At 60.5% G+C, this 12,724-nt stretch carries 9 protein-coding genes; all 9 read right to left on the bottom strand.

Features of this window, described 5'->3' with window-relative positions; translation table 11 throughout:
• Positions 1-59: 59 nt before the first annotated feature.
• Positions 60-1,031, bottom strand: a complete 972-nt coding sequence (locus ACVWZP_RS16085) for a peptide ABC transporter ATP-binding protein (RefSeq protein ID WP_457369929.1) — start codon at positions 1,029-1,031, stop codon at positions 60-62.
• A complete protein-coding gene (locus ACVWZP_RS16080; RefSeq protein ID WP_126587522.1) occupies positions 1,031-1,999 on the bottom strand; it encodes an ABC transporter ATP-binding protein in 969 nt (322 codons plus the stop codon). Before ACVWZP_RS16080 ends, ACVWZP_RS16085 begins: the two co-directional genes overlap by 1 nt.
• A 10-nt stretch (positions 2,000-2,009) precedes the next feature.
• Positions 2,010-2,921 carry an ABC transporter permease subunit gene (locus ACVWZP_RS16075; RefSeq protein ID WP_026139829.1) on the bottom strand — a complete coding sequence of 304 codons (912 nt, stop codon included), beginning with the start codon at positions 2,919-2,921 and terminating at the stop codon, positions 2,010-2,012.
• A gap of 10 nt (positions 2,922-2,931) precedes the next feature.
• A complete protein-coding gene (locus tag ACVWZP_RS16070; protein ID WP_301555785.1) occupies positions 2,932-3,942 on the bottom strand; it encodes an ABC transporter permease subunit in 1,011 nt (336 codons plus the stop codon).
• A gap of 76 nt (positions 3,943-4,018) precedes the next feature.
• Positions 4,019-5,617: an ABC transporter substrate-binding protein gene (locus tag ACVWZP_RS16065; RefSeq protein WP_177031524.1), complete on the bottom strand. Its 1,599-nt coding sequence runs from the start codon at positions 5,615-5,617 to the stop codon at positions 4,019-4,021.
• An 80-nt stretch (positions 5,618-5,697) separates the two neighbouring features.
• Positions 5,698-7,092 carry an OprD family outer membrane porin gene (locus ACVWZP_RS16060; protein WP_457369928.1) on the bottom strand — a complete coding sequence of 465 codons (1,395 nt, stop codon included), beginning with the start codon at positions 7,090-7,092 and terminating at the stop codon, positions 5,698-5,700.
• Between the two features lie 169 nt (positions 7,093-7,261).
• A complete protein-coding gene (locus tag ACVWZP_RS16055) occupies positions 7,262-8,806 on the bottom strand; it encodes an ABC transporter substrate-binding protein (protein ID WP_457370395.1) in 1,545 nt (514 codons plus the stop codon).
• Positions 8,807-9,169: 363 nt separating this feature from the next.
• Positions 9,170-10,798 (bottom strand): ABC transporter substrate-binding protein, encoded by a 1,629-nt coding sequence (locus ACVWZP_RS16050; RefSeq protein ID WP_046384706.1) that lies wholly within the window; start codon positions 10,796-10,798, stop codon positions 9,170-9,172.
• 258 nt (positions 10,799-11,056) lie between these two features.
• The gene (locus tag ACVWZP_RS16045) at positions 11,057-12,658 is read right to left on the bottom strand and encodes an ABC transporter substrate-binding protein (protein WP_046384705.1); all 1,602 of its coding nucleotides are present in this window, start codon (positions 12,656-12,658) and stop codon (positions 11,057-11,059) included.
• Between the last annotated feature and the right edge of the window lie 66 nt (positions 12,659-12,724).

The following is a 12,724-nucleotide window of genomic DNA, read 5'->3' as shown; positions in this document are numbered from 1 at the left end:
GGGAAGGGCTGTAGAACGCTGTGTCACCGCGCCCCCCACAGGGGAGCGCGACGCTCGTTTCAGGCGACGAACTGCTCCGCATAGTGGCAAGCCACCTGGCGGTTATCCAACGCCCGCAACTGCGGCTCCTCGCTGCTGCACCGCGCCGTCGCATACGGGCAGCGCTTGTGGAAAGCGCAGCCGGACGGCGGGTTCAGCGGGTTGGGCAGCTCGCCGACGATTTTGATCTTCGGCTTGTTCGGGTCCGGGTGGATGGTCGGTGTGGCCGACAGCAGCGCCTGGGTGTACGGGTGCAGGGGGCGCGCGTAGATGTCGTCCTTGGGGCCGACTTCCACCGGGCGCCCGAGGTACATCACCATCACGTCGTCGGCGACGTGTTGCACCACCGCGAGGTTGTGGGAAATGAACACGTAGGCGGTGTTGAATTCCTGCTGCAAATCCATGAACAGGTTAAGCACCTGGGCCTGGATCGACACGTCCAGTGCCGAGGTCGGCTCATCCGCCACCAGCACTTTGGGTTGCAGCATCATCGCCCGGGCCAGGGCGATCCGTTGGCGCTGGCCGCCGGAGAACATGTGCGGGTAGCGCTGATAGTGCTCAGGGCGCAGGCCCACCTGCTTCATCATCGCCTGGACCTTTTCGCGGCGTTCGGCGGCGGACAGGTGGGTGTTGATCAGCAGCGGTTCAGCCAGTTGGTCGCCGACTTTCTGCCGTGGGTTCAACGAGGCATATGGGCTCTGGAATACCATCTGCACGTCTTTGCGCAATTGCTTGCGCTGCTCCTTGTCGGCGCCGGCGACTTCCTGGCCGGCGATTTTCAACGAGCCCGACGACGGCTCTTCAATCAGCGTCAGCGCACGGGCCAGGGTGGATTTGCCGCAGCCCGACTCGCCCACCACGGCGAGGGTCTTGCCGGCTTCCAGTTCGAAGGACACGCCATTGAGGGCGCGCACGGTGGCGTGGCCCTTGAACAGGCCTCGGGACACTTCGTAGTGACGGGTCAGGTCGCGGGCGGTAAGAACGACGGCCATTACGCCACCTCCTGGTTCAAGGGGTAGAAGCAGCGCGCGAGGCTGTTCGATTTAGGGTCCAGGCCCGGGCGGGTCTGGCGGCAGCTGTCTTGCACGTAGGGGCAACGCGGCGACAGCAGGCAGCCTTGCGGGCGGTCATAACGGCCGGGCACGATGCCGGGCAGCGTGGCCAGGCGCGCGGCACCGAGGCTGTGTTCCGGAATCGCCTTGAGCAGCGCTTCGCTGTAGGGATGCGCCGGAATGTCGAACAGTTGCGGCACCTGGCCGACTTCCACGGCTTGGCCGGCATACATCACACACACGCGCTGGGCGGTTTCCGCGACGACCGCGAGGTCGTGGGTGATCAGCACCAGGCCCATGTTCTGCTCTTTCTGCAGGGCCAGCAGCAGGTCCATGATCTGGGCCTGGATGGTCACGTCCAAGGCGGTGGTCGGTTCGTCGGCGATCAGCAACTTCGGCTCGCCGGCAATCGCCATGGCGATGGCCACGCGTTGGCTCATACCGCCGGACAGTTGGTGCGGGTAGGCATCCATCCGGCTGGCGGCGCCGGGGATCTCGACTTTTTCCAGCAGTTCGATGGCACGCTTGCGCGCTTGCTTGCCGGACATCTTCAGGTGCAGGCGCAGCACTTCTTCGATCTGGAAACCCACGGTGTAACTGGGGTTCAGCGCGGTCATCGGGTCCTGGAACACCATCGCCAGGTCTTTGCCGACGATCTGCCGACGCTGGCGGTTGCTCAGCTTGAGCATGTCCTTGCCGTCGAAGTTCAGGGCGTCGGCGGTGACGATGCCGGGGTGTTCGATCAGGCCCATCAGCGCCATCATGGTCACGGATTTACCCGAGCCCGACTCGCCCACGATCGCCAGGACTTCGCCTTTGTCGACGCTGATGTCGAGGCCATCGACCACCGGCACGGCGGTCTTGTCGCCGAAGCGCACGTTGAGATTCTTGATTTCTAACAGTGACATGGGAATCTCCTCAGGCGGCGTTCTTGAGTTTCGGGTCCAGCGCGTCGCGCAGGCCGTCGCCCATCAGGTTGATTGCCAGCACGCTGAGCAAAATGGTCAGACCCGGCAGGCTCACGACCCACCAGGCGCGTTCGATGTAGTCACGGGCCGAAGCCAGCATGGTGCCCCACTCCGGCGTTGGCGGTTGCACGCCCAGGCCGAGGAAGCCCAGCGCGGCGGCATCGAGAATCGCCGAAGAGAAACTCAGGGTCGCCTGCACGATCAGCGGTGCCATGCAGTTGGGCAGCACGGTGATGAACATCAGTCGTGGCAGGCCGGCGCCGGCGAGGCGGGCGGCGGTCACGTAGTCGCGGTTGAGTTCGCCCATCACCGCAGCGCGGGTCAAACGCACGTAGGACGGCAGCGACACGATGGCGATGGCGATCACGGTGTTGATCAGGCCAGGGCCGAGGATCGCGACAATGGCAACGGCCAGCAGCAGTGATGGCAGGGCGAGCATGATGTCCATCAGGCGCATGATGGTCGGGCCGAGCAGGCGCGGGAAGAACCCGGCGAACAGCCCGAGCAGGATGCCCGGAATCAGCGACATCACCACCGACGACAAACCGATCAGCAGCGACAGGCGCGAGCCTTGGATCAAGCGCGAGAGCAAGTCACGGCCGAGTTCGTCGGTGCCGAGCAGGAACTGGATCTGCCCGCCTTCCAGCCACGACGGCGGGGTCAGCAGGAAGTCGCGATATTGTTCGCTGGGGTTATGCGGCGCCACCCACGGGGCGAACAGCGCGCAGAACACGATCAGCAACATGAACAGCAGGCCGGCAACCGCGCCTTTGTTCTTGGAGAAGGCTTGCCAGAATTCTTTGTACGGCGACGGGTACAGCAGGCTCTGATCGACTGCTGACACTGGAGTAGGTGTGGTCATGGTCATGATCTCAGCGCTGGTGACGGATGCGTGGGTTGACGAAGCCGTAGAGGATATCCACCACGAAATTCACCAGGATCACCAGGCAGGCGATCAGCAGGATGCCGTTTTGCACCACCGGGTAGTCCCGTGCGCCAATGGCTTCGATCAGCCATTTGCCGATGCCGGGCCACGAGAAGATGGTTTCGGTCAATACCGCACCAGCCAGCAGGGTGCCGACTTGCAGGCCGACCACGGTGAGCACCGGGATCAGCGCATTCCGCAGGCCATGGATGAACACCACGCGCGCCGGCGACAGGCCTTTGGCCTTGGCGGTGCGGATGTAGTCTTCGCGCAGTACTTCGAGCATCGACGAGCGGGTCATCCGCGCAATCACCGCCAGCGGGATGGTGCCGAGCACGATAGCCGGCAGGATCAGGTGGTGCAGGGCGTCCCAGAACGCATCTGGCTCGTTGGCCAGCAGGGTGTCGATCAGCATGAAGCCGGTGCGCGGCTCGATGTCGTAGAGCAGGTCGATACGCCCGGAAACCGGGGTCCAGCCCAGGCTCACCGAGAAGAACATGATCAGGATCAGGCCCCACCAGAAGATCGGCATCGAATAGCCCGCGAGGGAGATGCCCATCACCCCATGGTCGAACAGCGATCCTCGCTTCAAGGCCGCGATCACCCCCGCCAACAGGCCCAGGATACCGGCGAACAACAGGGCGGCCATGGACAGCTCCAGGGTCGCCGGGAAGAGTGCGGTGAACTCGGTCCACACGCTGGTGCGCGTGCGCAGGGATTCGCCAAGGTCGCCTTGGGCCAGCTTGCCGATGTAGTCCAGGTACTGCGCATACAACGGCTTGTTAAGGCCAAGGCGTTCCATTGCCTGTGCGTGCATCTCGGGGTCGACCCGGCGTTCGCCCATCATGACTTCTACGGGGTCGCCTGGAATCATGCGGATCAACGCAAACGTCAGCAACGTGATGCCGAAGAAGGTGGGGATCAATAACCCCAATCGGCGGGCAATAAAACTAAACATCTTGTGGTGTACCTCAATCAGCCGGTTAGGCAGGTTCGACACCGTCAACGTCGACGGTGTCGAGCGTTCTTCTTATTTACTTCACCTGGGTGGTGGCGAAGTTATTGGTCGTCAGTGGGCTTTGGGTATAACCCTCGACGTTTTTGCGCATGGCGGTGAACATTTTCGGATAAGCCATGGGGATCCACGGTTGATCCTTGCCAAAGACGTCCAGTGCTTGTTCATAGAGTGCAGCGCGCTGGGTGGGTTCAGCGATGGCGCGCGCCTTGTCGATCAGGTCCTGAAATTCTTTATTACACCAACGGGCGTAGTTTTCGCCGTTCTTGGCCGCATCGCAACTCAGGTTCGGGGTGAGGAAGTTGTCCGGGTCACCGTTATCGCCGGCCCAGCCTGCAGAGACCATGTCGTGCTCGCCCGCTTTGGCGCGTTTGAGCATCTCGCCCCACTCCATCACCTTGATGTTGACCTTCAGGCCGATCTGGGCCAGGTCCGCTTGCATGCGCTGGGCGCCGAGCATCGGGTTGGGGTTGGTCGGGCCGCCGCCGTTACGGGTGAACAGGGTGAACTCGGTGCCCTCCGGCACGCCGGCTTCCTTGAGCAGGGCGCGGGCCTTGTCGAGGTCGCGTGGCGGGTTTTTCAACGTGTTGTTGAAACCCAGCAAAGTCGGCGGATACGGACCGGTGCCGACAACTGCGTTGCCTTTGCCGTACAGGGCCTCAGTGTAGCCGGCCTTGTCGAACGCGATGTTGATCGCGTGACGCACCCGCGCGTCGCTCATGTATTTGTGGGTGGTGTTCAAGGCAGTGTAGCTGGTGGTCATGGCCGCCAGTTCATCGACTTTCAGGTTCGGGTCTTTCTTGATGCTCGGGATGTCGTCGGGCTTCGGATACAGCGCGATCTGGCATTCGTTGGCCTTGAGCTTCTGCAGGCGCACGTTGTTGTCGGTGGTGATCGCCAGGATCAGCGGGTCGGCCGGCGGCTTGCCGCGGAAGTAGTCCGGGTTGGCCTTGAAACGCACCTGGGCGTCCTTGGCGTAGCGGGTGAAGATGAACGGGCCGGTGCCGACCGGCTTGGCGTTGAGGTCATCGGTCTTGCCGGACTTGAGCAACTGGTCGGCGTATTCGGCCGAGTGAATCGACGAAAACGCCATGGCCAGGTCGGCCAGGAACGGTGCTTCCGGACGGGTCAGGGTGAAGACCACGGTGTGATCGTCGGTCTTCTCGACGCTCTTGAGCAGTTCCTTGAAGCCCATGCTTTCGAAGTACGGGTAGCCCACGTTGGACTTGGTGTGCCACGGGTGTTTCGGGTCCAGCTGGCGCTGGAAGCTCCAAAGCACGTCGTCGGCGTTCAGGTTGCGCGTGGGTTTGAAATAGTCGGTGGTGTGGAACTTGATGTCGTCACGCAGGTGGAAGGTGTAGGTCAGGCCGTCGGCGCTGATTTGCGGGAGGTCTTTGGCCAGCGCGGGGACCACTTCGGTGGTGCCGGGCTTGAAGTCCACTAGGCGGTTGAACATAGTTTCGGCGGCGGCGTCGGCGGTGACGGCCGTGGTGTACAGGACCGGATCGAAACCTTCCGGACTGGCTTCGGTGCAGACCACCAGCGGTTTGGCCGAAATGCCGACCGCCACGCTCAACAGCGCAGCGGCAATGGCAGCTTGTAACGGGAGCATGTTCATTCGGAGCCCTCTGCAATCGATGGGACCAGACGAGCATAGAGGGCGGGCTCGTCCTGAGCCCGCCGTCTACCTGGCGCTGATTAAAGGATGTTGAACGGGATGGTGGTGACCAAACGGAACTCTTTGATGCTGCCGTCGGACTGGAACTCACTGCCACGGTGCTCAACGTAGGTCGCACGAATGGCCGTGGCTTTGAGTGGGCCGCTCTGGATTGCGTAAGAGGCGCCTACACCGTATTCCTGGTGTTTTTCGCCGTCTTGGCTCTGGATGCCGTCATAGGCGAACTTGGCCCGACCACCATTGCCGGTGTAGTGGGTGCCGTCGATGCCCCAGCCGCGCGCCGAGTAAGCGTTGAACTTCAGGCCTGGCACGCCGTATTCGGCCATGTTGATGGCGTAGGCGATCTGGAAGGACTTCTCGTTCGGGCCGTTGAAGTCCGAGGTCAGGGAGTTGGCCAGGTAGATGCCGTTGGTTTCGTGCAGGTAGTCGAAGTACTCGTTACCGTTCACTGCCTGGTACGCGAAGGTCAGGCTGTGCGCCTGGTGGGTCAGGCCGAGCGACAGCGAGTAGGTGTCGTTGTCGATTTCGCCCATCAACTTTTTGCCTTCGTCGACGGTCTTGTAGTAGTTCAGGCCGGTGGTCAGGCCCAATACCGAGCTGTCGCCCAGTTCATGGGTCGCGCCGAAGTAGTACTGGTTCCAGAAGTCTTTGACGTTGGCGGCGAAGATGCTGGTTTTCAGGCTTTTCAGCGGCTGGTAGTTCAGGCCCAGGGTCGACACCTTGTCGGTTTCAGCGCCGTTGCCGTATTCACTGCGGAATTTCGACAGGCTCTGTTCGGTACGTGGCGAAACGCGGTCGAACACGCCGCCCTGGAACGACAGGTTGCTGAACTCTTCGCTGTTGAAACTCACCCCTTCGAAGCTCGAAGGCAGCGCACGGTTGCCGATGGTATCGACGATGCCGCTGCTGAAGTTCTGGCGACCGGCGGTCAGGGTGGTGTTGGAGACGCGGAACTGCACGTTGGCCAGGCCCAGTTTGCTCCACTGGTCGACTGCATCGCCGTTGGAGTCGGCCAGGGTACGGTTGGAGCCGCCCTTGATGTCACGCTTGCTGCGGTCCAGGACCAGTGCGTTGTAGACCGCCAATTCGGTCTTGACGCCCACGGTACCCTGGGTGAAACCCGAGCTGGCGTTGAGGATGGTGCCCTGTACCCAGTTGGTACGATTGCGGTCGGTGCGGGTTTCGCCGTGCTTCTTGTACTCGAAGGTGCCCCCACGGTACTTGCTTTCATGGGAGTACCAGTTACGCGTGGTGCCGCCCAGGCTGAAGTCCTCGATAAAACCCTTGGCTTCGCTTTGAGCGCTGGTGCCGGCCAGTGTGGTGGGAACGAAGTCCTGGCTCTGGGTTTCCGCGTAAGCGGTCACCGTGATGCTGCTGATGGCCAGGGCCAGAAGCGCTTTGCTGCTCAGTTTCATGGGTGAAGCTCCTTTGGTTCTCTTTTTTTATGCCGGTCTTTTAGGTGATCCGGCTATTGGTGTGTAACTCGTTCAAGCATTTGCAAACGTTTGCTGTAGGAAATTTCCCAACAGAAGGCTGCAAGTTTGCCGGAGAGTGTTATCCACTCCCCGCAATCCGGTTATTTTCTTATGGGGTGATACTGACGCCCGAGAACACGTTGCGGCCGAAGGGGCTCACTTGGAAACCTTCGACTTTGGCGCTTAACGGTTGGTTGACCGTCGAGTGGGCGACTGGCGTGATCGGCACCTGCGCTTTGAGCAGTTGCTGTGCCTGTTTGTACAGAACAGTCCGTTGTTCGCGGTCGGTGACGACCTTGGCTTGCTTGATCAGCTTGTCGTATGCCGGGTCGCACCACATGGAGTAGTTGTTCCCGCCGATGGCGTCGCAGCTGTAGAGGGTGCCCAACCAGTTGTCCGGGTCGCCGTTGTCGCCGGTCCAGCCGATCAGGCTGATATCGTGCTCACCGTTCTTGGTGCGCTTGATGTACTCGCCCCACTCGTAGCTGACGATCTTGACCTTGAGGCCGATCTTGGCCCAGTCGTTCTGCAGCATCTCGGCCATCAGCTTGGCGTTGGGGTTGTACGGCCGTTGTACCGGCATCGCCCACAGGGTGATCTCGGTGCCTTCCTTCACGCCGGCGGCCTTGAGCAGTTCCTTGGCTTTTTCCGGGTTGTAGGCGGCGTCTTTGATGCTGTCGTCGTAAGACCACTGCGTCGGTGGCATGGCGTTGACCGCCAGTTGCCCCGCGCCCTGGTACACGGCGTTGAGGATGCTCTGCTTGTTCACCGCCATGTCCAGCGCCTGACGTACTTCGAGCTGGTCGAACGGTTTGTGGCGCACGTTGTAGGCGATGTAGCCGAGGTTGAAACCTGGCTTGGTCAGCAGTTGCAGCTTGGGGTCGGCCTTGAGAGCGTCGACATCCGCCGGACGCGGATGCAGGGTGATCTGGCATTCGCCGGCCTTGAGCTTTTGCACGCGCACCGACGCGTCGGTGTTGATGGAGAAGATCAACTGGTCGAGCTTGACCCGGCTCGGGTCCCAGTACTGTTTGTTGCCGGCGTAACGGATCTGCGAGTCTTTCTGGTAGCGCTGGAAGACGAACGGGCCAGTGCCGATCGGCTTCTGGTTGATGTCGCTGGGCTTGCCCTGCTTGAGCAACTGCTCGGCGTATTCGGCCGACAGAATGGAGGCAAAGCTCATGGCGATATTCTGCACGAACGCCGCGTCGACCGTGTTCAGGGTCATCACCACGGTGTACGGGTCGTTTTTCTCGACCTTGGCGATGTTCTTGTTCAGGCTCATCCCGTTGAAGTACGGAAACTCGGTGGGGTAGGCCTTGCGAAACGGATGGTCGGGGTCAAGCATGCGGTTGAAAGTGAACAACACGTCGTCGGCGTTGAAGTCCCGCGTGGGCTTGAACTCTTTATTGCTGTGGAATTTCACCCCTTCGCGCAGGTGGAAGGTGTAGGTCAGGCCATCTGGCGAAATATCCCACTTGGTTGCCAGCCCCGGTACGACGCTGGTCGCGCCCTTTTCAAACTCAACCAGGCGGTTGTACAGCGGCTCGGCCGCATCGTTGTCGGTGGCGGTGGTGTACTGCGCGGTGTCAAAGCCCGCCGGGCTGCCTTCAGAGCAAAACACCAGGCTCTTTTTTTCGGCGGCGTGGCCCATCGTGGCCACAGCCAGCAGGCTGGTGCCAAAAATTGCGGATAGAACGGTGGTATGGCGCATGACGATCCCGATCCTTGTTTGTAGTTGTCATCAGCGAGCAATCCCCCCGGCATACGGCCAGGGGGACATCACTGATTCCACGCACAGCAAGTGCCCATCAGATTGGAGCCTCTGCTGTCCTACGACGTTAGGGGTCGAGGACTTCGCAGTAAATGCGCAAAATCTGACTGACCTTGTAGGCAACGGAGCCGCGAATCGAAGTTCATTGCCGTAGGACGGCAGCGAGCGCGAATGTGGTCTGTTTCCTACTGGCCTGGCGGATGCAATAACGGCGACGTTATGAAACGTCGCCGCCATCGTTCCTTACTTGCCGCTCACGCTCACGCCGTAGAACGAGTTCAGGCCAAACGGGCTGATCTTGAAGTCCTGTACGGTGTTGCGCATGGGTTGATACACCGTCGAGTGCGCGATAGGTGTCATCGGGACTGCATCTTTGAGGATGTGTTGCGCCTGCTTATACAGCTCGGTGCGTTTGGCCACATCCGAAGTGGCCTTGGCTTCTTTCACGATGCCGTCGAATTTCTTGTCGCACCATTTGGAGAAGTTGTTACCGGACAGCGAGTCGCAGCCGAACAGCACGTTCAGCCAGTTGTCCGGGTCCCCATTGTCGCCGCTCCAACCAATGATCATGGCTTGGTTCTCGCCGCCTTTGGAACGCTTGATGTACTCGCCCCATTCGTAGCTGACGATGTTGACCTTCAGGCCGATCTGTTTCCAGTCGTTCTGCAGCATCTCGGCCATCAGCTTGGCGTTCGGGTTGTACGGACGCTGGACCGGCATGGCCCACAGGGTGATCTCGGTGCCGTCCTTGATCCCGGCTTCCTTGAGCAGTTCCTTGGCTTTGGCCACGTCGTGCGGGGCATCTTTGATGGTGGTGTCGTAGGACCACTGGGTCGGCGGCATGGCGTTGACCGCCAATTGGCCCGCGCCTTGGTACACCGAGTCGATGATCTGCTGCTTGTTCACCGCCATGTCCAGCGCCTGGCGCACGCGCAGGTCGGACAGCGGGTTAGGCGCGGTCTGGCCCTTGAGCACCGGCATGACGTTGTAGGCGATGTAGCCCAGGTTGAAACCGGCCTGGTGCGGCAGTTTCAAGTCCTTGTCGTCGCCCAGTGCCTTGAGGTCGGCCGGACGGGGGAACAGGGTGATCTGGCATTCGTTTTTCTTGAGCTTCTGGATACGTACCGACGGGTCGGTGGTGATGGCGAAGATCAGGTTGTCGATCTTCACGTCTTCAGGTTTCCAGTAGTCCTTGTTGCCGGTGTAACGAATGTTCGAGTCTTTCTGGTAGCTCTTGAACACGAACGGGCCGGTGCCGACAGGTTTCTGGTTGATGTCCTGCGGCGTGCCGTTTTTCAGCAGTTGCGCGGCGTACTCGGCCGACTGGATCGACGCGAAGCTCATCGCCAGGTTCTGGATGAAGGCGGCGTCCACGGTGCCAAGGGTGAACTTGACGGTGTGGGCATCGACTTTCTCGATGTTCTTGATGTTGGTGTCCATCCCCATGTCCGTGAAGTACGGGAACTCGGTGGGGTAGGCCTTACGGAACGGATCGTCTTTGTTGATCATCCGGTTGAAGGTGAACAGTACGTCGTCGGCCGAGAACTCGCGAGTGGGCTTGAAGTACGGGGTGGTGTGGAACTTGACGCCTTCGCGCAGGTGGAAGGTGTACGTCAGGCCATCCGGGGACACGTCCCAGCTGGTGGCCAGGCCAGGAACGACGGCGGTGCCGCCACGTTCGAACTGGCTCAGACGGTTGAACATGGTTTCGGCCGAAGCATCGAAGTCTGTTCCGGTGGTGTACTGGCCTGGATCAAAACCGGCCGGGCTCCCTTCGGAGCAGAACACCAGGTTAGTCGCCGCTTGGGCGAAAGGCGCTGCGGCCATAAGGCCAGCGCTAACAAGTAACGGAATGACTGCGTGTTTAAGCATGTTGGCCTCATGATTTGTTGTCATTTTTGGTAGTGAGGGCGACCTCGTGAGTCGGCCTGCGGATACTTATGCAGGGGCCATACCCATTGCAAGATGCTGAACGGTTGCAAGGATGAAAGAGTGGTACGAACGTACAGGAATGTCGCAAATATGAAAGTTTCGACATAAATGCGTACATTTGGAGGGCTTTTTCGGTGCCGCACGAGCACCAAAAAGGCCCAATCGAGGCGTGTCATGCACTCGATTGGGGCGTTGCTGTTACTTATCGAGACTCACGCCGTAGAACGGCGTCAGGCCAAAGGGGCTGATTTTGAAGTCCCGCACTTCCTTGCGAAGTGGCTGGAAAACCGTCGAGTTCGCAATAGGCGTTATAGGTACTTGTTCTTTAAGGATTTTTTGTGCCTGCTGATACCACTTGATACGCTGCTCGCGGTCGCTGCTGACCTTGGCCTGTTGCACCAGCTTGTCGTAGGCCGGGTTACACCATTTGGCGTAGTTGCTGCCCTTCACCGCGGCACAGCTGTAGAGCACGCCGAGCCAGTTATCCGGGTCGCCGTTGTCGCCGGTCCAGCCGTAAATCATCGCATCGTGCTCGCCATTCTTGGCGCGCTTGATGTATTCGCCCCACTCATAGCTGACGATGTTGGCCTTGATGCCGATGTTGGCCCAATCCTGTTGGATCATTTGTGCCGACATTCGCGCATTCGGATTGGACGCGCGCTGTACGGTCATCGCCCACAAGTTGATGGTCGTACCGGGTGCAACCCCTGCTTCTTTTAGTAGCGCCCGCGCTTTGGCCGGGTCGAACGGGGCATCCTTGATCGTCGGGTCATAAGACCACTGCGCCGGAGGCAAGGCGTTCTGCGCCAGTTGCCCGGCGCTCTGGTACACGGCCTTGATGATCGCCGGTTTATCGATGGCCATGTCCAGGGCCTGGCGCACCTTGAGTTGATCCAGCGGCGGATGCGTCACGTTGTAGGCCAGGAAACCCAGGTTGAACCCTGCTTGCTGCAACACGCGCAGGTTGGGGTCTTGTTTCATCACCTCGATGTCGGCAGGGCGCGGGTAACCGCTGACCTGGCATTCGCCGGCCTTGAGTTTCTGCAGGCGCGACGCGGCGTCCGGGGTGATCGCGAACACCAGGTTGTCGAGCTTCACATCCTCGGGTTTCCAATACTGTTTATTGGCGACGTAGCGAATCTGCGAGTCCTTTTGGTAACGCTTGAACACAAAAGGCCCGGTGCCCACCGGTTTTTGGTTGATGTCTGCGGCGTTGCCGGTCTTCAGCAGTTGCGCGGCGTACTCGGCCGATTGCACTGAGGCGAAACTCATTGCCAGGTTCTGTACGAACGAGGCATCGACGTTGTTCAGGCTGAAGCGCACGGTGTGCTCGTCCAGTTTGTCGACGCTTTTGATCGTGGTGTTCAAACCCATGTCGGTGAAATACGGCGACTCGGACGGGTAGGCCTTGCGAAACGGGCTGTCGGCATCCAGCAGGCGGTTGAAGGTGAACAACACGTCATCGGCGTTGAAGTCGCGGGTGGGCGTGAAGAAGTCGGTGGTGTGGAACTTGACGCCATCACGCAGGTGGAAGGTGTACGTCAGGCCGTCGTTGGAGACCTCCCAACGGGTCGCCAGGCCGGGTTCGACCTCGGTGCCGCCGCGCTTGAACTGGGTCAGGCGGTTGAACACGGTTTCGGCGGAGGCATCGAAATCGGTGCCGCTGGTGTACTGGCTGGGGTCGAAGCCGGCGGGGCTGGCTTCGGAGCAGTAGACCAGGGTGCTGGCCGCCTGGGCCATGGGCATAAAGGCCAGCAGGCCGGCAGCGAGGAGCAGCGGTTTGAAGATGGTTCTTTCCATGGAGACCCCTGAAGTGGCGGCATATGGCTGCCCAAACGAAAACGACGGTCCCCGAGGTTACCGCCG

The organism is Pseudomonas sp. TE36184 (genome assembly GCF_054060055.1).
The sequence above is the reverse complement of the archived record's forward strand: the minus strand, read 5'-3'. Positions and strand labels throughout refer to the sequence as shown.